We start from the raw sequence: 24337 nt of genomic DNA, 5'->3' as shown, positions 1-24337 counted from the left end.
GTCAGAAAAATGTCTTGGCGGCGGCTTCGGCATAGGTACCGATCGGCCCGCCGATCAGCACATAGAACAGCACGAAGGCGCCGGAGACGCCGAGCACGAGGCGCAGTTCACTGGCCATCGGTACGAAGCCGCCGACCGGTTCGTCGAACCACATGATCTTGATGATGCGCAGATAGTAATAGGCGCCCACCACCGAGGCCAGCACGCCGATGATCGCCAGCGCGTAGAGGTTGGCGTTGATGGCTGCGAGGAAGACGTACCACTTCCCCCAGAAACCGGCGAGCGGCGGAATACCGGCCAGTGAGAACATCAGGATGGTGAGAATCGTCGCCATGATCGGATTGGTCGAGGCAAGCCCGGCGAGATCGCTGATCTGCTCGACATTGCCTTCCTTGCGCCGCATGGCGAGGATGAAGGCGAAGGTGCCGAGCGTCATCACCAGGTAGATCAGCATATAGATGGCAACGCCGCGCACGCCGGCCTGGCTGTTGGCGGCAAGGCCGACCAGCGCGTAGCCCATATGGCCGATCGAGGAATAGGCCATCAGGCGCTTGATGTTGGTCTGGCCGATCGCGGCGAAGGCGCCGAGCGCCATCGAAGCGATCGAGATGAAGACGATGATCTGCTGCCAGTCGGCGGCGATCGGCTTGAACGCGCCCATGGTGACGCGCACGATCAGCGCCATCGCCGCCATCTTCGGTGCCGCCGCAAGGAAAGCCGTCACCGGCGTCGGCGCGCCCTCATAGACGTCCGGCGTCCACATATGGAACGGCACCGCCGAGATCTTGAAGGCAAGGCCGGCCAGCACGAAGACGAGGCCAACCACGAGACCAAGCTGGCGCTCGCCGCTGCCAAGTGCCGAGGCAATTTCCTGGAAGCCGGTGTTGCCGGTGTAGCCGTAGACCAGGCTGATGCCGTAGAGCAGCATGCCCGACGACAGCGCGCCGAGGACGAAGTATTTCAGGCCGGCTTCGGTCGAACGCAGATTGTCGCGGTTGATCGCCGCCAGCACGTAGATTGCCAGCGACTGCAGTTCGAGGCCGAGATAGAGCCCGATCATGCCGTTGGCCGAGATCATCAGCATCATGCCGAGCGTGCACAGCAGAATCAGCACCGGGTATTCGAATTTGTCGAAATGCTCCGCCTTGGCAAAGCGCATCGACATGACCAGCGTCACCGCCGAGCCGACCAGCGACAGCACCTTCATGAATCGGGAGAAGGGATCCTGGATAAAGGCGTTGCCATAGGCACTGCCCAGCCCGGTGGAAAAGATCAGCCAGGCGCCGGCGACCACCAGCACGGCGACAGCAAGGCCGGTCACGGTATTGGCGGTGTTGGCGCGCGAATAGGCGCCGACCATCAGCAGCGCGAGCGCGCCGATGGCAAGGATCAGCTCGGGCGTCGAGAGCGACAGGCTGGAGAGAAGGTCCGGCGTCATGGTTCGCAAAACCTCTGGTCAGTTCGCCGCCGCGGTCTGCGCGGCGCCGATGGATGCGGTGACATTGGTGACGAGCGACTTGACCGATTGGGCCGTCGCATCGAAGACGGGAGCGGGATAGACGCCAAAGAAGATGACCAGCACGACCAGCGGGTAGATGATGAACTTCTCGCGCGGCGACAGGTCGAGCAGGTTCTTCAGGCTGTCCTTGGTCAGCGCGCCGAAAATCACCCGGCGATAGAGCCAGAGCGCGTAGGCCGCCGACAGGATGACGCCGGTGGCAGCGAAGAACGCCACCCAGGTGTTGACCCGGAACACGCCAAGCATGGTCAGGAACTCGCCGACGAAGCCGCTGGTGCCCGGCAGGCCGACATTGGCCATGGTAAAGACCATGAAAACGGTGGCGTATTTCGGCATGTTGTTGACCAGCCCGCCATAGGCGGCGATCTCACGCGTGTGCATGCGATCATAGATGACGCCCACACAAAGGAACAGCGCGCCCGACACGAGGCCATGGCTGAGCATCTGGAAGATCGCGCCCTGCACGCCTTCCTGGTTCATGGCGAAGATGCCCATGGTGACGAAGCCCATATGGGCGACAGACGAATAGGCGATCAGCTTCTTCATGTCCTCCTGCATCAGCGCCACCAGCGAGGTGTAGATGATGGCGACGACCGACAGCGTGAAGACCAGCGGCGCGAACATTTCGGATGCCAACGGGAACATCGGCAGCGAGAAGCGCAGGAAGCCGTACCCACCCATTTTCAGGAGAATGGCGGCCAGGATGACCGAACCTGCCGTCGGCGCCTCGACGTGGGCATCCGGCAACCAGGTATGCACCGGCCACATCGGCATCTTCACCGCGAAGGAGGCAAAGAAGGCGAGCCATAGCCATGTCTGCATGTTGGCCGGGAATTGGTGCGTCAACAGCGTCGGGATGTCGGTCGTGCCGGACTGATAGAACATCGCCATGATGGCAAGCAGCATCAGCACCGAGCCGGCGAGCGTATAGAGGAAGAACTTGAACGAGGCATAGACGCGCCGCTTGCCGCCCCAGACGCCGATGATGATGAACATCGGGATCAGACCGGCTTCGAAGAAGACGTAGAACAGCACGATATCGAGCGCGCAGAACACGCCGATCATCAGCGTCTCGAGCAGCAGGAAGGCGATCATATAGGCCTTGACGCGCTTCTCGATCGCTTCCCATGACGCCAGGATGCAGAGCGGCATCAGGAAGGTCGTCAGGATGACGAACAGCATGGAAATGCCGTCGACGCCCATATGGTAGGAAATGCCGGAGTCGAGCCAGGCGAATTTCTCGACGAACTGGAAGCCGGCCTGCGAATTGTCGAAGCCGGTCCAGATGAACAGCGAGATGATGAACGTGGCCGTCGTCGTCAACAGCGCAATGGAGCGGATGTTGCGGCGCGCGTTTTCGCTGTCATCCCTTATGAACAGGATCAGCAGCACACCAACCAGCGGCAGGAAGGTGACCAGCGAGAGGATTGGCCAGGCGGTCATCAGAGCATCATCCAGGTGACGAGTGCGGCAACGCCGATCAGCATGGCGAAGGCATAGTGGTAGAGGTAGCCGGTCTGCAGCTTGACGACGCGGTTGGTGACATCGACGACGCGCGCCGAAATGCCGTCCGGCCCGAGCCCGTCGATGATGGTGCCGTCACCGGTCTTCCACAGGAAATGGCCGAGGCGCTTGGCCGGGCCAACGAACAGGAAGTCGTAAAGCTCGTCGAAATACCACTTGTTGAGCAGGAAGGCGTAAAGCCCGCGATTCTGCTTCGCAAGGGTCACCGGCATTTCCGGCGAGCGGATGTAGAACTTCCAGGCCAGCGCGAAGCCGATCAGCATGGCGATGAAGGGCGACAGCTCGACCCACAGCGGCAGTTCTTCGATGTCGTGCAGGATGTGATTGTTTGGCAGCGTGAACAACGACGCCTTCCAGAACTCGGCATAGCCTTCGCCGATAAACGAATTGTGGAAGATGATGCCGGCAAACAGCGCGCCGGCGGCCAGGATGAACAGCGGCACCAGCATCACCGGCGGCGATTCATGCACGTGGTGCATCACCTCATGGCTCGCCCGCGGTTCGCCGTGGAAGGTCATGAAGATCAGCCGCCAGGAATAGAAGGAGGTGAAGCAGGCGGCGATGACCAGCAGGATAAAGGCAAAGCCGGCGACCGAGTTATGTCCGGCAAAGGCGCTTTCGATGATCGCGTCCTTGGAGAAGAAGCCGGCGGTGCCGATGACCGTCACAGGAATGCCGACGCCGGTCAGCGCCAGCGTGCCGATCACCATCATCCAGTAGGTGGTCGGGATCAGCTTCCGCAGGCCACCCATCTTGCGCATGTCCTGCTCGTCGGAGACGGCATGGATGACCGAGCCCGAACCAAGGAACAGCAGCGCCTTGAAGAAGGCATGCGTGAACAGATGGAAGATCGCAGCGCCATAGGCGCCGACGCCGAGCGCCACGAACATGTAACCGAGCTGCGAGCAGGTCGAATAGGCGATGACGCGTTTGATGTCGTTTTGCACGAGACCGACGGTCGCCGCGAAGAAGGCGGTGAAGGCGCCGATGAAGGTCACCACGGTCAGCGCCGAATGCGACAGTTCGAACAGCGGCGACAGCCGCGCCAGCATGAACACGCCCGCCGTCACCATGGTGGCGGCATGGATGAGTGCGGAGACCGGCGTCGGGCCTTCCATGGCGTCCGGCAGCCAGGTGTGCAGCGGCACCTGCGCCGACTTGCCCATGGCACCCATGAACAGCAGCAGACACACGACGGTCATCGCCGTCTGCTTGTCCAGCGCATGGCCGAGGAAGGTCAGCACGGCCGCACCTTGCGGCGCGCCTTCAGCCGGGATGAACGTTGCTGCGTTGGCGAAGATGGTGCCGAGATTAACCGAACCGAACAGCACGAACACGCCGAAAATGCCGAGAGCGAAGCCGAAATCTCCGACGCGGTTGACGACGAAGGCCTTGATGGCGGCGGCATTGGCGGACGGCTTCTTGTACCAGAAGCCGATCAGCAGATAGGACGCGAGGCCCACCCCTTCCCAGCCGAAGAACATCTGCACGAGGTTGTCGGCCGTCACCAGCATCAGCATGGCGAAGGTGAACAGCGACAGATAGGCGAAGAAGCGCGGCCGGTTCGGATCGTGGTGCATGTAGCCGATCGAATAGATATGAACCAGCGCCGACACGGTGTTGACCACCACCAGCATCACCACCGTCAGCGTGTCGATGCGCAGCGCCCAGGGTGCTTCGAGCCCGCCGGACTGGATCCAGCGCAGCACCGGCACGGTGAACACCTCACCATGGCCGAAACCGACGCTGAAGAAGGCAACCCACGACAGCACCGCCGAAATCACCAGGAAGCCGGAGGTGATGTATTCGGATGCCTTGGCGCCGAGCGACGTGCCGAACAGGCCGACGATCAGGAAGCCGAGCAGTGGAAGGAAGACGATGGCCTGATACATGGTGGTTCCGTCAACCCTTCATCATGTTCACGTCTTCGACCGCGATCGAGCCGCGGTTGCGGAAGAAGACGACGAGAATGGCAAGTCCGATGGCAGCCTCGGCGGCAGCGACCGTCAGCACGAACAGCGCGAACACCTGGCCGACGAGGTCATGCAGCGCCGCCGAAAAGGCGACGAAATTGATGTTGACCGCGAGCAGGATCAGCTCGATCGACATCAGGATGACGATGATGTTCCTGCGGTTCAGGAAGATGCCGAACACGCCGAGTGTGAACAGGATCGCCGATACGGTCAGATAATGCGCGATGCCGACGACCATCTCAGAACTCCTTCGCCCGACTTGACCTTGCGGATTTCCATGCCGGTGGCCGGCGTGCGGCCGACCTGGGCTGCGATCGACTGCCGCTTGACCCCTTCCTTGTGGCGCAGCGTCAGCACGATGGCGCCGATCATGGCAACCAGCAGGATGAGGCCCGAAATCTGGAAGTAGTAGAGGTAGTCGGTATAGAGGATGTCGCCGAGTGCGGCCGTGTTCGAGCGCGCGGCGAGATCGGGAATAGGCTTCGAAACCGTCGCGGCCAGCTTCGGTGCGAATGTGTAACCGCCCAGCACCACGATCAGCTCCGCCGCCAGGATCAGCCCGACCAGCGCGCCGATCGGCGCGTATTGCAGGGCGCCTTCCTTCATCTCGGCGAAATCGACGTCGAGCATCATGACGACGAACAGGAACAGCACCATGACCGCGCCGACATAGACGACGAGCAGGATCATCGCCAGGAACTCGGCGCCGGTCAGCATGAACAGGCCGGCGGCGTTGAAGAAGGTCAGGATCAGGAACAGCACCGAATGCACGGGGTTGCGCGACGAAATGACCATGAACGCCGACGCCACGGCGACAAAGGCGAAGAGGTAGAAAAAGGCCGCCTCTAGTCCACTCAGCATTGGGGTTCCCCCGGGTTCCTGTCCGGACACGACGCTTGCGTCCTGCCCGATCTTGCTTGCCACCGCCTCCGGTCGGCAAGTTTCGTTGTGTCCTTAGACGAGGCCCCTCGCCCCGTCCATGCGTCAAATATCAGCGGTAGGGCGAGTCCAGCGAGATGTTGCGCGCCAGCTCGCGCTCCCACCGGTCGCCATTCGCCAACAGCTTGTCCTTGTCGTAGTAGAGTTCCTCGCGCGTCTCCGTCGCGAATTCGAAATTCGGCCCCTCGACAATGGCGTCGACCGGGCAGGCTTCCTGGCAGAAGCCGCAATAGATGCACTTCACCATGTCGATGTCATAACGCACCGTGCGGCGGGTGCCGTCATTGCGGCGCGGGCCGGCCTCGATGGTGATGGCCTGCGCCGGGCAGATCGCCTCGCACAATTTGCAGGCGATGCAGCGTTCCTCGCCATTGGGATAGCGGCGCAACGCATGCTCGCCCCGGAAGCGCGGGCTGGTCGGCCCCTTCTCGTGCGGATAGTTGATCGTCTCCTTCGGCGCGAAGAACTGGCGCATCGACAGGAAGAAGGCGCTGACGAAATCCTGCAGCAGCAGCGATTTGGCGGCTTGGCCGAGAGCGGACATCACGCAAACCCCGTGATCTTGAGGAAGGCTGCGGTGGCGACCACCATGAACAGCGAGATCGGCAGGAACACTTTCCAGCCCAGCCGCATCAGCTGGTCGTAGCGGTAGCGCGGCACGAAGGCCTTCACCATGGAGATGCCGAAGAACACGAAGCAGACCTTCAGCACGAACCAGATGACACCGGGCACCCAGGTGAAGGGCGCGAAGTCGAAGGGCGGCAGCCAGCCGCCGAGGAACAGGATGGTGGCCAGCGCGCACATCAAGACGATGGCGACATACTCGCCGAGGAAGAACAGCAGGAACGGCGTCGACGAATATTCGACCATGTGGCCGGCGACGAGTTCCGATTCGGCTTCCACCAGATCGAAAGGCGGCCGGTTCGTCTCGGCCAGCGCCGAGATGAAGAAGATGATGAACATCGGGAACAGCGCCAGCCAGTTCCAGTCGAGGAACGTGTTGGGCAGGCCAAGCCGCGTGCCAATTCCACCCTGCTGCGACAGCACGATATCGCTGAGGTTGAGCGAACCGGCGGTGAGCAACACGGTAACGATAACGAAGCCGATCGAGACTTCGTAGGACACCATCTGCGCCGCCGAACGCAGCGCGCCGAGGAACGGATATTTCGAGTTGGACGCCCAGCCGCCCATGATCACGCCATAGACCTCGAGCGAAGAGATGGCGAAGACGTAGAGGATGCCGACATTGACGTTGGCGATCGCCCACCCCTGGTTGACCGGAATGACGGCCCAGGCCGAGATCGCCAGCACCGCCGACACCAGCGGGGCCAAAAGGAACACGCCCTTGTTGGCGCCGGACGGGATGACCGGTTCCTTGAAGACGAACTTCAACAGATCGGCGAAGGCCTGCAGCGTGCCCCAGGGGCCGACGACGTTCGGCCGCGGCGCAACTGCACCGCCGCCCAGATCTTGCGGTCGGCGTAGAGGATGTAGGCGACGAAGACCAGCAGCACCACGATCAGCACGACTGACTTCAAGAGGATCAGCAGCGCCGGCAGCACGTAGAAGGAGAAGAAGGTGTCCATGCTTATTCCGCCGCCTGCTTGAAGCCGCTCTTGGCCAGTGCCGAGCATTCCGCCATCACGGCGGACGCCCGCGCGATCGGGTTGGTCAGGTAGAAATCCTTGACCGGTGAGGTGAAGGTGCCCTTGTTCAGCCGCCCGCCGAGTTTCGCCACATTGGCGATATCCTCGGCATTGCCGGCCGCGACCTGATCGATGCGGGCCAGATGCGGGTATTCGCCATAGAGTTTCGCGCGCAGCTGCGGCAGCGAATCGAACGGCAGCTTCTTGCCGAGCACATCCGACAGGGCTCTCAGGATTGCCCAGTCCTCGCGCGCATCTCCCGGTGCGAAGCCGGCGCGGTTGGTCTGCTGCACGCGCCCTTCGGTGTTGACGTAGGTACCCGACTTTTCGGTGTAGGCGGCCGCCGGCAGGATGACATTGGCGCGGTGCGCGCCCTGGTCGCCATGGGTGCCGACATAGACGACGAAGGCGCCGCCGGTCTTGCCCATGTCGATCTCGTCGGCGCCGAGCAGGAACAGCACGTCCGTTTCGCCCAGCATGCCGGCAACATCCTTGCCGCCCTCGCCCGGCACGAAGCCGAGATCGAGGCCGCCGACTCTGGCCGCCGCATTGTGCAGCACGGCAAAGCCGTTCCAGTCGGCGCGGGCGGCGTTGACGGAAGCTGCGAGCTTCGCCGCCTGGCCGAGCACAGCCGTGCCATCGGCACGCGCCAGCGCGCCCTGGCCGACAATGATCAGCGGATGCGTCGCCTTCTTCAGCGTCTCGAAGAACTTGCCATTGCCGTCGGCCAGATCCTTGAGCGAATCCGGTCCGGCGCCGAGCAGTTCATATTCGTAGCGCGTGTCGCCGACATCGCCGATGACGCCGACCGGCAGATTGCCGACCCGCCAGCGCTTGCGGATGCGGGCGTTGAGCACCGAGGCTTCGAAGCGCGGATTGGCGCCGATGATCAACACCGCGTCGGCCTGCTCGATGCCTTCGATGGTCGGGTTGAAGATGTAGCTGGCGCGGCCGAGCGCCGGATCAAGGGCTGCGCCATCCTGGCGGCAGTCGGTGTTCTTCGAACCGAGCGAAGCCATCAACAGCTTCAGCGCGTAGATTTCCTCGACCGCGGCGAGATCGCCTGATATGGCGCCGATCTTCTCGGGCGTCGTCTTCGACACCGCGTCCTTGATTGCACCGAAGGCTTCAGCCCAGCTCGCCGGAACCAGCTTGCCGTCCTTGCGCACATAGGGTCGGTCGAGGCGCTGCGTGCGTAATCCGTCCCAGATGAAGCGGGTCTTGTCGGAGATCCACTCCTCGTTGACCTGCTCGTTGACGCGCGGCAGGATGCGCATCACTTCGCGGCCTCTGCTGTCGATACGGATCGCCGAGCCGACCGCGTCCATCACGTCGATGGATTCGGTCTTGGTCAGCTCCCACGGCCGCGCCTGGAAGGCGAAGGGCTTGGAGGTCAGCGCGCCGACCGGGCAGAGATCGATGACATTGCCCTGCAATTCCGAGGTCATCGCCTGTTCGAGATAGGTGGTGATCTCGGCATCCTCGCCGCGGCCGATCAGGCCGAGCTCGGAAATGCCGGCAACCTCGGTGGTGAAGCGGACGCAGCGCGTGCAGTGGATGCAGCGGTTCATCACCGTCTTGACCAGCGGGCCGATATACTTGTCTTCGACGGCGCGCTTGTTCTCGTGATAGCGCGAGGAATCGACACCAAAGGCCATCGCCTGGTCCTGCAGGTCACACTCGCCGCCCTGGTCGCAGATCGGGCAGTCCAGCGGATGGTTGATCAGCAGGAACTCCATCACGCCTTCCCGGGCCTTCTTGACCATCGGCGTGTTGGTGAAGATTTCCGGCGGCTCGCCATTCGGGCCGGGGCGCAAATCGCGCACGCCCATGGCGCAGGAAGCCTGCGGCTTGGGCGGCCCGCCCTTCACCTCGATCAGGCACATGCGGCAATTGCCGGCGATCGACAGCCGCTCATGGAAGCAGAAGCGCGGCACTTCCGCGCCCGCGTCTTCCGCCGCCTGCAGCAGCGTGTAGTGGTCGGGTACAGTGATCTCTTTCCCGTCGACCTTGAGCTTTGCCATTCGCTTCAAACCCCTGCGGATTTCCCGCAATCTCATTTCCCGGGCGCGGCAGACGCAGCGCCCGGCATTTCATTCACTTCTTTGCGGCCAGCACAGCCGCCTGGGCAGTCCAGTCATCGCGGCCGATGCGGCCGTTGAACGACAGATAATCGTCGACCCAGGCGATCTCCTGCGTCGACCAGGCGGCGATCTGGGCATATGTCCATATGCCAAGCCCGTTGAGCACCTTTTCCAGCTTCGGGCCAATACCCGATATCGCCTTGAGGTCAGACGGTTTCGCCGGCTTGTCCATGGCCTTGGGCTGCCTGAAATCCTCGGGCAGCAGCACGTCGGCTGCCTCGCTTGTTGCCGGAGCGACATTCACCGCAGGCGCCATGGTGGCGGCTTCCTTGGCGGCGATATCGGTGACCTCCTGCGCAAAGGACTGCGCCTCGGCAATCAGGGTTTTCGTTGTCGCTCGCGCTTTGGTGGCGGGGACGCTTGTGTCGTCGAAACTCCCGACGCGCGCCTCGAAATCCTCGATCAGAGGCTGCATCAGGCGCTGTGATGCCTCGGCGGCTCCTGTGAGCGCGCCCAGCCAGACGCCGAAGGCGTGGTTGGCAAGCCCGATACCGAGCGCCGACATCGCCGCCGCACCCGCGACAGGATGCACGAAAAGGTTGATGGCGCTGGCCATCTCCTTCGGCATCATCCTGGTCAGGTCCTGGTTCATCTTCTCGATCTGGTCCAAATTGAGCATCATTGGGTAGGGTGTCGAATACGCCGCCATAGAGTTCTCCTCGTCGTTTCTTCGCTCGCCCCGCCCCGTTATTCCCAAACTCACAAATTCGTCTATTCCGCCGCCACCATCACCGGTTCGGCGCGGTGCGCGTTGCGCGAAAACTCGTCGATGCGGCGCTCCACCTCGCCGCGGAAATGCCGCATCAGGCCCTGGATCGGCCATGCCGCGGCGTCGCCCAGCGCGCAGATCGTGTGGCCCTCGACCTGCTTGGTGACGTCGAGCAGCATGTCGATCTCGCGCTTCTGCGCCTCGCCGCGCACCAGCCGCTCCATCACCCGCCACATCCAGCCGGTGCCTTCGCGGCATGGCGTGCATTGGCCGCAGCTCTCATGCTTGTAGAAGTAGGACAACCGGGCAATCGCCTTCACGACGTCGGTCGACTTGTCCATGACGATGACGGCCGCCGTGCCGAGGCCGGATTTGAGGTCGCGCAGCGCGTCGAAATCCATCGGCGTGTCGATGATCTGCTCGGCCGGCACCAGCGGCACCGAGGCGCCGCCCGGAATGACCGCCAGCAGATTGTCCCAGCCGCCTCGGATGCCGCCGCAATGCGTTTCGATGAGCTCGCGGAACGGGATCGACATCGCCTCTTCGACGGTGCACGGATTGTTGACGTGGCCGGAGACGCAGAACAGCTTGGTGCCGACATTGTTGGGCCGGCCAAAGGACGAGAACCAGGCCGCGCCGCGGCGCAGGATGGTCGGCGCCACCGCGATCGATTCGACGTTGTTCACGGTTGTCGGACAACCGTACAAGCCGACATTGGCCGGGAATGGCGGCTTCAGCCTGGGCTGACCCTTCTTGCCTTCGAGGCTTTCCAGCAGTGCGGTCTCTTCGCCGCAGATATAGGCGCCGGCGCCGTGATGCATGTAGACGTCGAAATCGTAGCCTGAAGTGTTGCCCTTGCCGATCAGCTTGGCCTCATAGGCCTCCTCGATGGCGCGCTGCAGCGCCTCGCGCTCCCTGATGAACTCGCCGCGCACATAGATGTAGGCGGCAATCGCGCCCATGGCAAAGCCAGCGAGCAACGCGCCTTCGACCAGCGTGTGCGGGTCGTTGCGCAGGATGTCGCGGTCCTTGCAGGTGCCGGGCTCGGATTCGTCGGCATTGATGACCAGATAGCTCGGCCGGCCGTCGCTCTGCTTGGGCATGAACGACCATTTCAGCCCAGTCGGGAAGCCGGCGCCGCCACGGCCGCGCAGGCCAGACGCCTTCATCTCGTTGACGATCCATTCGCGCCCCTTGGCAACGATGCCGGGCGTGTTGTCCCAGGCGCCGCGTGCCATGGCGCCGGCCAGCGACTTGTCGAACAGGCCGTAGATGTTGGTGAAGATGCGGTCTTTGTCCTGAAGCATTTTTCGTCTCTCAGACCGGCTTCTTGCCGAAAACGCGGATGTATTCGGCGACGCCGCCCTTGGCGAGCGCCTTGGCCTGCTTGACCCAGTCGTCGCGCTCGATGCGGCCGTGGAAGGAAAGATACCCGTCCACCCAATCGCGCTCGGCCTTCTTCCACGACGCGACCTGCGCGAAAGTGAAGATGCCCAGCGTATGCAGGACGCCCTCGATCTTCGGGCCGACGCCGGAGATCAGCTTGAGATCGTCGACCGCGGCCGGCCTGTCGATACCGGCCGGGCGGTTCTTGTCCTCCAGCGACGGTTTCGCCGGCTTTGCCGCCGGCGTCTTGGCTTCCGGCGCCTTGAAGGCAGTGACCGGTTCGGCCTTTGCCGTCGGCCCGTTGCGCTGCTTGGAGACCTGCTCGACTTCCGGCGCCGCCGTATTGGCGTTGGCGGCCGAATGCGGCGGTGCCGAAACGCTCGCCGCCGTCTCCACCGCCGGCGCCACCTTGGTGGCCGAGGGCGTCTTCAGGGCCGGGCTGGTTTCAGGCGCATCGGTCTTCGGCTTGCTGGCATTGGACGGCGCGACAGGAGCGGCAGCAGCAGGTGCTTGCGCTGCAGGAGCAGCCGGGGCCGGAGCAGTAGCGGCCGCATCCTTGGCCGCCTTGGTCGCCGCCTTGGCTTCCTTGTCGCGGGTCGACTTCAGGATCGCCTTTTCGCTCTTCAGCGTCGTCAGGCCGGAGGCCGGCTCCGAGCCGGTGCGGCCATTCTGCGGTCCCGGCGCCACCGAGGCGCCCTTGCCCGCATCATAGAGATCGATGATTTCAGCCAGCCGTTCCGGCGTCAGGTCCTCGAACGTATCCTTGAACACCATGACCATCGGCGCATTGACGCAGGCGCCGAGACACTCGACCTCTTCCCAAGACAAGGTGCCCTTGTCGTTGGTGTGGAATTGGTCGTGATGGATCTTCGAGCGGCAGACATCCATCAGCGCTTCCGAACCGCGCAGCATGCAGGGCGTGGTGCCGCAGACCTGGATGTGGGCGCGAGTGCCGACCGGATTGAGCTGGTATTGCGTGTAGAAGGTCGCGACTTCGAGCCCGCGGATGCGCGGCATGCCGAGCATGTCCGAGATCGTCTCGATCGCCGCCTTGGTGACCCAGCCTTCCTGCTCCTGCGCGATCATCAGCAAGGGAATGATCGCCGACTGCTCGCGGCCTTTCGGGTACTTCTTGATCCATTGCTTAGCCGCGGCCGCATTCGCCCGGTTGAAGGCGAAGGAGGCTGGCTGGACGCTGGCTTCTGCGAGACGGCGGACTGACATTTAGCGATCGACCTCACCAAACACGATGTCGAGGGAGCCGAGAACGGCGGTGACGTCGGCCAGCATATGGCCGCGGCAGAGGAAATCCATGGCTTGCAGATGCGCGAAACCGGGAGCGCGCAGCTTGCAGCGGTACGGCTTGTTCGAGCCGTCGGAGACCAGATAGACGCCGAATTCGCCCTTCGGCGCCTCGACGGCCGCATAGACCTCGCCGGCCGGCACACGGTAGCCCTCGGTGTAGAGCTTGAAGTGATGGATGAGCGCTTCCATCGACCGCTTCATTGCCTGGCGCTTCGGCGGCACCACCTTACCATCGAGATTGGACACCGGGCCGGTGCTTTCCTTGCCGAGCAAGAGATCGACGCACTGGCGCATGATCCGTGCCGACTGGCGCATCTCTTCCATGCGCACGAGGTAACGGTCGTAGCAGTCGCCGTTCTTGCCGATCGGGATGTCGAAATCCATTTCCGAATAGCATTCATAGGGCTGCGACTTGCGCAGGTCCCAAGGCGCCCCCGAACCGCGCACCATGACGCCGGAAAAGCCCCAGGCCCAGGCATCGGCCAATGAGACGATGCCGATATCGACATTGCGCTGCTTGAAGATGCGGTTGCCGGTCAGCAGACGATCGAGGTCGTCGATCGACTTCAGGAACGGGTCGATCCACTTGCCGATGTCCTCGACCAGCTGGCGCGGCAGATCCTGGTGGACGCCGCCGGGGCGGAAATAGGCGGCATGCATGCGCGATCCGGAGGCGCGCTCATAAAACACCATCAGCTTTTCGCGCTCGACGAAGCCCCACAGCGGCGGCGTCAGCGCGCCGACATCCATCGCCTGCGTCGTCACATTGAGGATGTGCGACATGATGCGGCCGATTTCGCAATAAAGCACGCGGATCAGCTGGCCGCGCCTCGGCACCTCGATGCCGAGCAGGCGCTCGGCGGCAAGCGCGAAGGCGTGCTCCTGGTTCATCGGCGCGCAAATAGTCGAGCCGGTCGAGATAAGGCACCGCCTGCAGATAGGTTTTTGCCTCGATCAGCTTTTCGGTGCCGCGATGCAGCAGGCCGATATGCGGATCGACGCGATCGACGACTTCGCCGTCGAGCTCCAGCACGAGGCGCAAAACGCCGTGCGCCGCAGGGTGTTGCGGCCCGAAATTGATGTTGAAATTGCGGACGGAGGTTTCAGCCATTCTGGCGCCTCAATTCGTCTTGGCTTTTTCGTCCCCGGGCAGCACATAGTCCGTGCCTTCCCAAGGGGAAAGAAAATCGAAATTGCGGAATTCCTGCTTGAGTTCCACCGGCTCGTAGATGACGCGCTTGGCTTCGTCGTCGTAACGCACTTCGACGAAGCCGGTGAGCGGGAAATCCTTGCGCAGCGGATGGCCTTCGAAGCCGTAATCGGTCAGCAGGCGGCGCAGGTCGGGATGGCCGGAGAACAGCACGCCATAGAGATCGTAGGTCTCGCGCTCGAACCAGTCGGCACCGGGATAGACGCCGGTGATCGACGGCACCATCGTCTCCTCGTCGGCCTGCACCTTGACGCGGATGCGCACATTCTGTTTCGGCGACAACAGGTGATAGACGACGTCGAAGCGCTTGGCGCGCGACGGATAATCGGCGCCGCAGACATCGATGATCGAGATGAACTGGCAGCGCGCATCGTCGCGCAGGAAGGTCATCACCTCGACCAGATCGCGCGTCTCGACATGAATGGTCAGCTCGCCATAGGCGATCGCCGCGTCAGTGACGCGGCCGATCAGCTTCTCGCCGAGATAGGTCGACAGTTCGCTAAGGGATGCGGCCATGGATTTACCGTTCGATCGTGCCGGTGCGGCGAATTTCTTCTGCAGGAGAAGAATGCCGTAGAGCAAAGCTTCGGCGCTCGGCGGGCAGCCGGGCACATAGATGTCGACCGGCACGACGCGGTCGCAGCCGCGCACCACCGAATAGGAATAGTGGTAATAGCCGCCGCCATTGGCGCAGGAGCCCATCGAGATGACGTAGCGCGGCTCCGGCATCTGGTCGTAGACCTTGCGCAGCGCCGGCGCCATCTTGTTGGTCAGCGTGCCGGCGACGATCATGATGTCGGACTGGCGCGGCGACGCGCGCGGCGCGACGCCGAAGCGCTCCGAGTCGTAGCGCGGCATCGAGGTGTGGATCATCTCGACGGCGCAGCACGCCAGACCGAAGGTCATGAACATCAGCGAGCCCGAGCGCGCCCAAGTGATCAGCGCCTCGGTCGAGGTGACCAGAAAACCCTTGTCGGCAAGCTCATTGTTGATTTCGAGGAAGAAGGGATCGTCCTCCCCCACCGGCCTGCCGGTGTTGGGATCGATGATACCCTTCGGCTTCGGCGCGACGAGGGTGCCTGAACTGTCGTTCAATCCCATTCCAGCGCTCCTTTTTTCCATTCATAGGCAAAGCCGATGGTCAGCACTGCCAAAAACACCATCATCGACCAGAAGCCGAGCATGCCGATCTTCGAGAAGGAGACGGCCCAGGGAAACAGGAAGGCCACTTCGAGATCGAAGATGATGAACAGGATCGACACCAGGTAGAAGCGGATGTCGAATTTCATGCGGGCATCGTCGAACGAGTTGAAACCGCACTCGTAGGCGGAAAGCTTTTCCGGATCGGGATTGCGGTAGGCCAGCAGGAACGGTGCGGCCAGCAGCGCCAGGCCGACGACCAGCGCCACGCCGATGAACAGGACGATGGGCAGGTACGAACTGAGGAGTGCGTTCATGCAGCGGCTTTCCGTTGGCGCCAATCCACTTTGATTACAGCACCGGACCTTAATGCGGAAGCGTGACAGATTAACCGCTGAACCGTTTTAAGGGGCCTATGCTGCAACGCGGCGAGGGTTAGCGCAGCACTTCCAGCGAAGCAAGTCAAACCTTGTTCAAAACGCGGACCTGGACGCCATATCCGGAGAAACTGGTCCGATCCGCTCCTGTTTGATTTCCTTCGCTTTTCACTCCACTTTTCTCTCCTGACAGGGTTGCCGCCAAAACCCTGCTAGCATGGGCCGGAATCACCCATCGGACCCTCGACCTGGACGCCCTTAGAGTGACAGCTGCATGAAGGAAAAGATCTCGCTTGCCACCGCCCGGCGCATCGCGCTCGCCGCTCAAGGATTTCTCGACCCTCGCCCTGGCGGTACGCCCGACCGCCGCCACTTCGCCCGCGTGCTCTCGCGCACCGGCCTGCTGCAGATCGATTCCGTCAGCGCGGTGGTGCGCGCTCATTATATGCCGCTCTATTCGCGGCTCGGCCCCTACCCGCTCGCTCTGCTCGACAATGCCGCCGTGACGCGCAAGCGCACGGTCTTCGAATACTGGGCGCACGAGGCTTCCTTCCTGCCGGTCGAGACCTACCCGCTGATGCGCTGGCGCATGCAGCGCGCCGAGCAAGGCGACGAGATGTATCTGGGCCTGGCCAAATGGGGCCGCGAGCACGCCGCCTATATAGAAGAGATCTACCGCGCGGTCGCCGAACGCGGCCCGATCGCCGCCTCGGCGCTGGAAGGCCAGAAAGGTTCGGGCGGCTGGTGGGGCTGGAGCCATGCCAAGCATGCCTTCGAATGGCTGTTCTGGGCCGGGCGCATCACCACGGCGCATCGCCGCGGCTTCGAGCGCTTCTATGATTTGCCCGAACGCGTGCTGCCGCCGGCGATCCTCGACCTGCCGGTGCCATCAGCCGAGGACGCGCATCGCGAATTGCTGCGCATTTCCGCCCGCGCCCATGGCGTGGCGACATCAAGCGATTTGCGCGACTATTTCCGCCTGTCGCCGGCCGACATGAAGGGGCGTTTGGAGGAACTGGTCGAGACTGGCGAACTGGTGCCGGTGCGGGTCGAAGGCTGGGACAAGCCGGCTTACCTCCATAAGGATGCCCGTTTGCCCCGCAAAATCGAGGCGCGCGCCTTGCTGGCGCCGTTCGACCCTGTGGTGTTCGAACGATCGCGCTCGGAGCGGCTGTTCGATTTCCACTACCGCATCGAGATCTATACGCCAGCTGAGAAGCGCCAATACGGCTATTACGTCCTGCCCTTCCTGCTCGGCGACCGGATCGTGGCGCGTGTCGACCTCAAGGCCGACCGGCCGGCCAGTGTCCTGCGCGTCCATGCCGCCTACTCCGAGCCTGGCGCACCGCCAGAAACCGCCGCGCAACTGTTCGAGGAATTGAAACAGATGCAGGGCTGGCTTGGGCTCGAACGCATGGCAGTGACGCCAGCCGGCGGTCTGGGCCCGGCGCTGGCCGACATAGCCATGTCGTAGCCGCGCGTTGACACCACTGCCCACAAAAGCCTAAATCCGGTCCAGATGGTCCCTTGCCCGCAACGGCAGGGGCTAAGAGGGAATGCGGTGCGGGACAAAATCCCAAATCCGCGGCTGTCCCCGCAACTGTAAGCGAAGAGCCAAGGCCGAAAGCCACTGGGATGTTCCCGGGAAGGCGGCACCCAAGGCGATGACCCGCGAGCCAGGAGACCTGCCGTCTGCGACAAGAGAATCCGATCGCCCGGCGGGTTTCCGGGCAAGGAGCCCGGCTTTTTGGACCAGAACAGCAGTTTTTCGGCTGGCACAGCGGACAATTCGTCCGCCGACGGCGGTGCCTTGGCCGGCGTCACCGTCATCGTCTGCGCTTCCTGCCGTGACGAAACCGGCTCAGATGCTCATCCCCGCGCCGGCGAACTGCTGGCTGATGACACGCGCCGTGCAGCGTCTGACGACCATATCCGCGTGCGCACGGTCGAATGCCTCGGCAATTGCAAGCGCCGCCTCAGTGCGGCGATCCTGCGCGACGGCTGCTGGAGCTATGTGTTCGGCGACCTGACCGCGACCAGCGGCGCCGACCTCGTCACCGGCGCAAAGCTCTTCGCCACCTCGACGGACGGCCTCATTCCATGGCGCGGCCGGCCTGATTCCCTCAAGCGCGGCCTCGTTGCCCGCATTCCACCTCTCGACCTGTTGAAGGATTGATCATGAGCGCTTCCGTCTCCCGCGTCCCCTGCACCGTCGTCACCGGCTTCCTCGGCGCCGGCAAGACGACGCTGGTCCGCCATCTCCTGGAAAACGCCGGCGGCAAGCGCATTGCCATCATCGTCAACGAGTTCGGCGACATCGGTATCGACGGCGAGATTTTGAAGGGCTGCGGCATCGACACCTGCCCGGAGGAAAACATCGTCGAACTGGCCAATGGCTGCATCTGCTGCACCGTCGCCGACGATTTCGTGCCGGCGCTCGATCAAATCCTGTCGCTGACGCCGAAAGTCGACCACATCCTGATCGAAACCTCAGGCCTCGCTCTGCCCAAGCCACTGGTCCAGGCTTTTCAGTGGCCGACGGTGAAGAGCCGCGTGACGGTCGACGGCGTCATCGCCGTGGTCGATGGTCCCGCACTTGCCGAAGGCCGCGTCGCCAACGATATGGACGCGCTGCAGGCGCAGCGCGCGCAGGATGACAGCCTCGACCATGACGACCCGGTCGAGGAAGTGTTCGAGGATCAGATCGCTTGCGCCGATTTGATCATCCTGTCGAAGAGCGACCTGATGGATGCCGCCGGCTCGGCCCGCGCCAACGCCATCATTGGCGAACATTCCGCCCGTGCCGTGAAGATCGTGCCGACAGCACACGGCAAGGTCGATCCTTCCGTACTGCTCGGACTCGGTCTCGCCGTCGAGGACGACATCGAAAACCGCAAATCCCATCATGACGGCGCCTTCGACCATGAGCATGACGACTTCGACACCTTCATCGTCGACATTGCCTCGATCGCCAATCCGGACGAGTTGGCAAAGCGCGTCGCCACCGCCGCCGAACAGGAAAACGTGTTGCGCGTGAAAGGCTTCGTCGAGGTCGGCGGCAAGCCGATGCGGCTCCTGCTGCAGGCCGTCGGCCCGCGCGTCAACCACTACTACGATCGCGCCTGGACCGCCGAGGACGACCGACGCTCGCGCCTCGTCGTGATCGGCCTGAAGGGGCTGAACCGCCCGGCGATCGAGCGTATACTCGCCGGCTGATTTCAGACACGGGCCGCGATGCATATCCTCACCACGACCTCCGCCTCGCTCGACGATCTCGCCGAGCCGGTCGATCTGCGGCAGACGCCGGCGGATATCGTGGCCTTGTCCTTCACCGACAGCGACCTCGCCGGCCTGGCGGCCGCGTGGAAGGCCAACGCCGGCCGGTTGCCCTCGATGAGGCTGGCCGCTCTGCGCGACCTGCGCCATCCCATGTCCGTCGACCTCTGGATCGACAGCGTCGCCCGCCATGCCAAGATCATCCTGGTGCGCATCCTCGGCGGCTACGACTGGTGGCGCTATGGCTGCGACCAGCTGGCCACGATCGCCCGCGAACGCGGCATAAAGCTCGCGCTGCTGCCAGGTGAGAGCCATGACGAGGACCTCAGGCTGATCGAAGCCTCGACGCTGCCGCGCCAGGAATTGGATAGCCTGCTCGGCTATTTCCGCGAGGGCGGTCTGGCGAATATGAATGCGCTGGTGCAGAGGCTGGCCAGTTTGGCTGGACGGGATACTGCCGTTGTGGAGCCGGTGGCAGTGCCAAAGGCCGGCTACTACGAGCCAAGCCGCGGCGTCTTCCCCTCCCCCTCGAGGGGAGGGTCCGGCCGCAGGCCGGGGGTGGGGTCCTCTCCGAAACGCGCCGACTCAAAAGAAACGCCACACCCGGTCGTACCGACCCCACCCGGCCCTGCGGGCCACCCTCCCCTCGAGGGGGAGGGAAACGCCGCTCCCGTCATTCCCATCCTGTTCTACCGCTCGATGCTGCTCGCCGCCGATGTCGCACCGATCGACGCCCTTTTTGAAACACTGCGCCAGCGCGGCATGCTCCCGGTCCCCATCTTCGTCTCCAGCCTGAAAGACCCGATCTCCCTCGCCTTCGTCGAAACTGCACTGGCCGCACTTAAACCCGCCGCCATCATCACCGCGACCGCCTTCGCCTCCGGTGCTGAGCCCGGCGTCGAAACCCTGTTCGACCGCGCCGGCGTGCCGGTCTTCCAGGTCATCGTCGCCACCACCCGCCGCGACGTCTGGGAAAACAACCAGCGCGGCCTGGCGCCCGCCGACCTTGCCATGCATGTCGTGCTGCCCGAGTTGGACGGCCGCATCCTCGCTGGCGCCATTTCCTTCAAGGGCGAAAGCGATGTCGATCCGGCACTTGGCCACCGCGCCTTCGCCAACCGGCCGGAACCGGATCGCGTGGCGCAGGTGGCCGACCGTGTGGCCGCCTTCATCAAGTTGCAGGAGACGCCGCGCGCCGAGCGCAGGCTGGCTATCCTGATCCCGGATTACCCAAGTGCGCCGGGCAGGACTGGCTATGCGGTCGGCCTTGATGTCCCGTCGAGTGTGCTCGCCATGCTACATGACCTCAGCGAACAGGGTTATGTGGTTGAGGGGATTCCGCAATCGCCGCGAGCGTTGTTGGACTTGCTGGAGCGGGGCAATGATGGGCTGGGACTGGAGGAGTATCTCTCCTTCTCGAAGGAGTTGCACGTTGAGGCAATGACCGCCGTCGAGGCGGCGTGGGGAAAAGCAGAAGAAGAGACAGGTTTGCGCGAGGCGCCCCCCTCTGTCCTGCCGGACATCTCCCCCACAAGGGGGGAGATTGGCAGCTTCAGCGCTTCGCCCCCTCTCGCATCTTTGGAGATTGGCGAAAGCGGAGATAAGGGCGCAATCTCCCCCCAAGTGGGGGAGATGTCCGGCAGGACAGAGGGGGGCGCCTCGCGCAAACCTTCGCTATCAAGCAAAAAGTGCTTCCCCTTCCGCACCGCGACCTTCGGCAACATCACCGTGGCGCTGGCCCCCGATCGCGGCCGCTCGGCCGACCGCCGCGCCGACTACCACGACCCGACCCTGCCGCCGCGCCATGCCCTGCTCGCCTTCGGCCTGTGGCTGCGCAAGTCGCTCGGCGTCCACGCCCTGATCCATGTCGGCGCGCACGGCACGCTGGAATGGCTGCCCGGCAAGACGGTTGCGCTGTCGCAAACCTGTTTTCCCGAGATCGTCACCGGTGCAGTACCTGTCATCTATCCCTTCATCGTCTCCAACCCGGGCGAAGCGGCGCAGGCCAAGCGGCGCATCGCCGCCGTCACGCTCGGCCATCTGCCGCCACCGCTGACCGGCGCCGGACTGGACGAGAACCAGCACAAACTCGAGCGCCTGGTTGACGAATACGCCCAGGCCGACGGGCTCGACCGCCGCCGCCGCGACCGCCTGGCAAAGCTGATCGTCGACACCGCGCAAAAGACTGGTCTCGCCGCCGAAGCCGGCGTTGCCAGGACCGATGCGCCCGACGAGGCGCTGCGCCGCATCGACGCCTGGCTCTGCGACCTCAAGGACTTCGCCATCAAGGATGGCCTGCACATCTATGGCCGGGCGGCTGAAGACGAGCCCGATACCATGCGCCGCCAGAGTGCAGAGGCTGAAAGGTCGGCGCTGCTTGCCGCGCTCGATGGCCGCCACGTCAAGGCCGGTCCGGCCGGCGCGCCAGCGCGGGGCCGGTCCGACGTGCTGCCCACCGGCCGCAATCTGTTCACCTCGGACCCACGCACCATGCCGACGCCGACCGCCTACGATCTGGGCAGGGCGGCGGCGGAAGAAGTGGTGCGCAGCTACCTCCAGTCGCATGGCGACTGGCCGCGCTCGCTGGTCATCGATCTCTGGGGCTCGGCCTCATTGCGCACCGGCGGCGAAGAGATCGCCCAAGGCCTGGCGCTGATGGGCTGCCGGCCGCAATGGGACACTGCCACCGGCCGCATCACCGGCATCGAGGTGCTGCCGCCGGCAGCACTTGGCCGCCCGCGCGTCGACGTCACCTGGCGCATTTCAGGCCTGTTCCGCGACATGTTCCCGACCCAGATCGCGCTGATCGACGCCGCCGCCAACGCCGTTGCCGCGCGCGACGAAGAGGATTCGGAAAATCCGCTCGCGGCCAGGACGCGCGCGGATGGCAAGATCAGCCCCCGCATTTTCGGCACCTCGCCCGGCACCTATGGCGCCGGCGTGGAGGATCTTTTATCGAGCGGCGACTGGGGCGCGCGCGAAGAGATCGGCCGCGCCTATCTCGACGCCACTTCGCACGCCTATGGCGGCGCCGGCGGCGAAGGTATCTCCGCGCCCGGCGCTTTCGAAACCCGCATCGCCGAGGCCGATCTTCTCGTCCACACCGGCGATGATCCCGGCCGCGATATTCTTGAAGGTTCCGCCGACGTCGCCTTCATCGGCGGCTTTTCCGCCGCCCTTGCCGCGCTTGGCCGGAACGCCGACGTCATCGTGCTCGACACCACAGACCCGCAAAAACCCAAGCCACGCTCGATCAGTGAGGCCGTGTCGCGGGTGGTGCGCGCCCGCGCCGTCAATGCCCGATTCATATCAGGCCAGATGCGCCACGGCCCGCGCGGCGCCTCCGAATTCGCCGAAACCGTCGACCGGCTGGTCGGCTTCGCCGAAACCACTCACGCTATTTCAGGCGCGCTGATCGAGGCGGTGCACGATGCCTATGTCGGCGACGCGGAAGTTCGCGCTTTCATCCTGCGGGAAAACCCGGCCGCCGCGAAAATCATCGCCGAACGCTTCCTGTCGGCGCGCCGGCGTGGCCTCTGGCACCCCTTGCGCAATTCCATCGACGACGATCTCGCCGCGCTGATTGCCGAGGCCGAGGCGCTGGGAGTGGCGGCATGAACGCCTTCTCACGTCGCGGCGCCTGTCCGGCCTTGTCGGCGCCGATGCTGACGGGTGATGGGCTGCTGGTACGGGTCAATCCGGTTGCTGGAGGGCTGACGCCGAAGCTGTTGATCGGGTTAGCTGAATCCGCTCTGCGGCATGGCAACGGCATCATGGAAGTCACCGCGCGTGGAAGCTTGCAGATACGCGGTCTGACGGCGGAGAGCGCAGCACTGCTGGCGGCGGAGGTCGATGCGCTGGGCATTGCCGTGCGCACTGGCGTGCCGGTGGAGACCGGGCCACTGGCGGGCATCGATCCGCAGGAGATCGCCGGTCCCCGGCCGCTGGCTGAGCGGATCAGGGTGGCGGTCGAAGAAGCTGGGCTGACGCAGCGGCTTGGGCCGAAGGTGTCGGTCATTGTCGATGGCGGCGGACAACTGACGATGGATGCGGTGACGGCCGATGTGCGGCTGAAGGCGGTGCAGTGCGGCGAAGGCGTTCTGTGGACTGTATCTGTCGCTGTTGACGGCCAAAGCCCGAAACTGCTTGCGACGGTTGAGGACGATGCAGCGCGCGATATCACTGTCGCTGCTCTCCGAATGGTTGCTGAGAAGGGCCGCGACGCCCATGCGCGTGATTTGTCCGAGAGGCAATTGGCGTCTCTGGCGGGTTGGCTATGTTTGACAGGTTTGCGCGAGGCGCCCCCCTCTGTCCTGCCGGACATCTCCCCCACGAGGGGGGAGATTGCTCATGCACGCCCGCCTTCGCCAGTTTCCATGGCTGACGAGGGAAAGCCGGCGCCGAAACTGCCGATCTCCCCACTTGTGGGGGGTGAGGAGTGGTCAGCGCAGCGGACGGAAAGCCAATTGCTTGGCTTTCCGAGCGACGAACGCCCGGAGCGACAGCGGAGGGCCGGGTCCGGCAGGACAGAGGGGGGCGCCTCGCGCAAACCTATCGGCCTTTTCCCCTTAGCCGGCGACATTTTCGCCCTCGGCATCGGCCTTCCCTACGGCAGCATGCCCGCGGACAAGATCATCGCCCTCACCCAACACGCCCTCACCCTCGGCACCACCGAAATCCGCCTCGCCCCAGGCCGCGCCCTGCTCTTCCTCGGCCAACCATCCGCCGCCACCCAGCCCCTGCAACACACCGCCGCCACCCTCGGCTTCGTCACCGCCCCCGCCGACCCGCGCACCCGCATTGCCGCCTGCCCCGGCACGCCGGCCTGCGCCTCCGGCCGCATCGCCACGCGCGACCTCGCCGAGGCGATCGCCGCCGAAAACGCCGATAGCCTCGACTTCACGCTGCACATTTCCGGCTGCGCCAAGGGCTGCGCGCATCCCGGCCCGGCGGCGCTCACGATCGTCGGCGGCGAAAATGGAGCCGGACTTGTCGTGAACGCGACGGCAAAGGCCCTTCCTGCCGGCTACAGGCCGGGCTATGACGCCGCGCGCGGCGTCAGTCGCGTCGCAGCAATGATCCGCAGCGCACGATATCAAGGCGAAACCGCCGCCGCTTGCCTGACAAGGCTCGGGCCGGCGGCAATCGCCGAGGCTTACCGACAGGCCCAAACCAAAAAACGGAAATGA

General features: G+C 64.0%; 17 protein-coding genes, 3 pseudogenes and 1 riboswitch. Of the genes and pseudogenes, 5 read left to right on the top strand and 15 right to left on the bottom strand.

The genetic code is table 11. The features are described from left to right. Position 1: 1 nt before the first annotated feature. From nuoN to AC0V8S_RS18485, 15 genes and pseudogenes are all read right to left on the bottom strand, one after another. Entirely contained in the window at positions 2–1438 is a 1437-nt protein-coding gene (nuoN, locus tag AC0V8S_RS18555) for an NADH-quinone oxidoreductase subunit NuoN (protein WP_475432727.1), read from the bottom strand. Positions 1439–1456: 18 nt separating this feature from the next. Then, positions 1457–2962 carry an NADH-quinone oxidoreductase subunit M gene (locus AC0V8S_RS18550; RefSeq protein WP_183460561.1) on the bottom strand — a complete coding sequence of 502 codons (1506 nt, stop codon included), beginning with the start codon at positions 2960–2962 and terminating at the stop codon, positions 1457–1459. Next, a complete protein-coding gene (nuoL, locus tag AC0V8S_RS18545; protein ID WP_475432726.1) occupies positions 2962–4935 on the bottom strand; it encodes an NADH-quinone oxidoreductase subunit L in 1974 nt (657 codons plus the stop codon). The genes AC0V8S_RS18550 and nuoL overlap by 1 nt, the downstream gene beginning before the upstream one ends. Positions 4936–4945: 10 nt before the next feature. Further along, positions 4946–5254 (bottom strand): NADH-quinone oxidoreductase subunit NuoK, encoded by a 309-nt coding sequence (gene nuoK / locus AC0V8S_RS18540; RefSeq protein WP_183460565.1) that lies wholly within the window; start codon positions 5252–5254, stop codon positions 4946–4948. Beyond that, positions 5227–5877, bottom strand: a complete 651-nt coding sequence (locus AC0V8S_RS18535) for an NADH-quinone oxidoreductase subunit J (protein ID WP_475432724.1) — start codon at positions 5875–5877, stop codon at positions 5227–5229. The genes nuoK and AC0V8S_RS18535 overlap by 28 nt, the downstream gene beginning before the upstream one ends. A 130-nt stretch (positions 5878–6007) precedes the next feature. After that, on the bottom strand, positions 6008–6499 hold the full coding sequence (gene nuoI, locus AC0V8S_RS18530) for an NADH-quinone oxidoreductase subunit NuoI (protein WP_095204089.1): 492 nt from the start codon (positions 6497–6499) through the stop codon (positions 6008–6010). Next, positions 6499–7541 (bottom strand): annotated as a pseudogene (gene nuoH / locus AC0V8S_RS18525) (NADH-quinone oxidoreductase subunit NuoH). The gene nuoI and the pseudogene nuoH overlap by 1 nt, the downstream one beginning before the upstream one ends. Positions 7542–7543: 2 nt before the next feature. After that, on the bottom strand, positions 7544–9625 hold the full coding sequence (gene nuoG, locus AC0V8S_RS18520) for an NADH-quinone oxidoreductase subunit NuoG (protein WP_183460567.1): 2082 nt from the start codon (positions 9623–9625) through the stop codon (positions 7544–7546). 73 nt (positions 9626–9698) lie between these two features. Beyond that, complete coding sequence (locus AC0V8S_RS18515; protein WP_475432723.1) at positions 9699–10394, bottom strand: NADH-ubiquinone dehydrogenase; 696 nt, start codon at positions 10392–10394, stop codon at positions 9699–9701. A gap of 62 nt (positions 10395–10456) precedes the next feature. Continuing rightward, the gene (gene nuoF / locus AC0V8S_RS18510) at positions 10457–11761 is read right to left on the bottom strand and encodes an NADH-quinone oxidoreductase subunit NuoF (protein ID WP_183460571.1); all 1305 of its coding nucleotides are present in this window, start codon (positions 11759–11761) and stop codon (positions 10457–10459) included. Between the two features lie 10 nt (positions 11762–11771). Beyond that, complete coding sequence (locus AC0V8S_RS18505; protein ID WP_183460572.1) at positions 11772–13064, bottom strand: NADH-quinone oxidoreductase subunit E; 1293 nt, start codon at positions 13062–13064, stop codon at positions 11772–11774. After that, positions 13065–14256: pseudogene (locus AC0V8S_RS18500) on the bottom strand (NADH-quinone oxidoreductase subunit D). It lies immediately after the preceding gene. A 9-nt stretch (positions 14257–14265) separates the two neighbouring features. Then, the gene (locus AC0V8S_RS18495) at positions 14266–14871 is read right to left on the bottom strand and encodes an NADH-quinone oxidoreductase subunit C (protein ID WP_183460574.1); all 606 of its coding nucleotides are present in this window, start codon (positions 14869–14871) and stop codon (positions 14266–14268) included. 4 nt (positions 14872–14875) lie between these two features. Then, positions 14876–15456: pseudogene (locus tag AC0V8S_RS18490) on the bottom strand (NuoB/complex I 20 kDa subunit family protein). After that, positions 15447–15812 carry an NADH-quinone oxidoreductase subunit A gene (locus AC0V8S_RS18485; RefSeq protein WP_475432722.1) on the bottom strand — a complete coding sequence of 122 codons (366 nt, stop codon included), beginning with the start codon at positions 15810–15812 and terminating at the stop codon, positions 15447–15449. The pseudogene AC0V8S_RS18490 and the gene AC0V8S_RS18485 overlap by 10 nt, the downstream one beginning before the upstream one ends. Positions 15813–16146: 334 nt before the next feature. Here AC0V8S_RS18485 and AC0V8S_RS18480 point away from each other — a divergent pair, with 334 nt between their 5' ends. The 5 genes from AC0V8S_RS18480 (at position 16147) to cobG (ending at position 24337) form a co-directional block, all read left to right on the top strand. Further along, a complete protein-coding gene (locus tag AC0V8S_RS18480; RefSeq protein ID WP_475432721.1) occupies positions 16147–17346 on the top strand; it encodes a winged helix-turn-helix domain-containing protein in 1200 nt (399 codons plus the stop codon). A 29-nt stretch (positions 17347–17375) separates the two neighbouring features. Next, a riboswitch (cobalamin riboswitch) is annotated at positions 17376–17579 on the top strand. A 40-nt stretch (positions 17580–17619) separates the two neighbouring features. After that, positions 17620–18048, top strand: a complete 429-nt coding sequence (locus AC0V8S_RS18475; protein ID WP_475432720.1) for a DUF1636 family protein — start codon at positions 17620–17622, stop codon at positions 18046–18048. A 2-nt stretch (positions 18049–18050) separates the two neighbouring features. Further along, positions 18051–19088 carry a cobalamin biosynthesis protein CobW gene (cobW, locus tag AC0V8S_RS18470; RefSeq protein ID WP_183460580.1) on the top strand — a complete coding sequence of 346 codons (1038 nt, stop codon included), beginning with the start codon at positions 18051–18053 and terminating at the stop codon, positions 19086–19088. A gap of 18 nt (positions 19089–19106) precedes the next feature. Continuing rightward, positions 19107–22766 carry a cobaltochelatase subunit CobN gene (locus AC0V8S_RS18465; RefSeq protein WP_475432719.1) on the top strand — a complete coding sequence of 1220 codons (3660 nt, stop codon included), beginning with the start codon at positions 19107–19109 and terminating at the stop codon, positions 22764–22766. After that, positions 22763–24337, top strand: coding sequence for a precorrin-3B synthase (gene cobG / locus AC0V8S_RS18460; protein WP_475432718.1), 1575 nt, complete (start codon positions 22763–22765; stop codon positions 24335–24337). Before AC0V8S_RS18465 ends, cobG begins: the two co-directional genes overlap by 4 nt.

This window comes from Mesorhizobium oxytropidicola (assembly GCF_056174625.1).
The sequence above is the reverse complement of the archived record's forward strand: the minus strand, read 5'-3'. Positions and strand labels throughout refer to the sequence as shown.

Excerpts from the sequence above, each read along its gene's own strand:
- nuoN (WP_475432727.1), bottom strand. The coding sequence starts at position 1,438 with ATGACGCCGGACCTTCTCTCCAGCCTGTCGCTCTCGACGCCCGAGCTG.
- AC0V8S_RS18550 (WP_183460561.1), bottom strand. The coding sequence starts at position 2,962 with ATGACCGCCTGGCCAATCCTCTCGCTGGTCACCTTCCTGCCGCTGGTT.
- nuoL (WP_475432726.1), bottom strand. The coding sequence starts at position 4,935 with ATGTATCAGGCCATCGTCTTCCTTCCACTGCTCGGCTTCCTGATCGTC.
- nuoK (WP_183460565.1), bottom strand. The coding sequence starts at position 5,254 with ATGGTCGTCGGCATCGCGCATTATCTGACCGTATCGGCGATCCTGTTC.
- AC0V8S_RS18535 (WP_475432724.1), bottom strand. The coding sequence starts at position 5,877 with ATGCTGAGTGGACTAGAGGCGGCCTTTTTCTACCTCTTCGCCTTTGTC.
- nuoI (WP_095204089.1), bottom strand. The coding sequence starts at position 6,499 with ATGTCCGCTCTCGGCCAAGCCGCCAAATCGCTGCTGCTGCAGGATTTC.
- nuoG (WP_183460567.1), bottom strand. The coding sequence starts at position 9,625 with ATGGCAAAGCTCAAGGTCGACGGGAAAGAGATCACTGTACCCGACCAC.
- AC0V8S_RS18515 (WP_475432723.1), bottom strand. The coding sequence starts at position 10,394 with ATGGCGGCGTATTCGACACCCTACCCAATGATGCTCAATTTGGACCAG.
- nuoF (WP_183460571.1), bottom strand. The coding sequence starts at position 11,761 with ATGCTTCAGGACAAAGACCGCATCTTCACCAACATCTACGGCCTGTTC.
- AC0V8S_RS18505 (WP_183460572.1), bottom strand. The coding sequence starts at position 13,064 with ATGTCAGTCCGCCGTCTCGCAGAAGCCAGCGTCCAGCCAGCCTCCTTC.
- AC0V8S_RS18495 (WP_183460574.1), bottom strand. The coding sequence starts at position 14,871 with ATGGCCGCATCCCTTAGCGAACTGTCGACCTATCTCGGCGAGAAGCTG.
- AC0V8S_RS18485 (WP_475432722.1), bottom strand. The coding sequence starts at position 15,812 with ATGAACGCACTCCTCAGTTCGTACCTGCCCATCGTCCTGTTCATCGGC.
- AC0V8S_RS18480 (WP_475432721.1), top strand. The coding sequence starts at position 16,147 with ATGAAGGAAAAGATCTCGCTTGCCACCGCCCGGCGCATCGCGCTCGCC.
- cobW (WP_183460580.1), top strand. The coding sequence starts at position 18,051 with ATGAGCGCTTCCGTCTCCCGCGTCCCCTGCACCGTCGTCACCGGCTTC.
- AC0V8S_RS18465 (WP_475432719.1), top strand. The coding sequence starts at position 19,107 with ATGCATATCCTCACCACGACCTCCGCCTCGCTCGACGATCTCGCCGAG.
- cobG (WP_475432718.1), top strand. The coding sequence starts at position 22,763 with ATGAACGCCTTCTCACGTCGCGGCGCCTGTCCGGCCTTGTCGGCGCCG.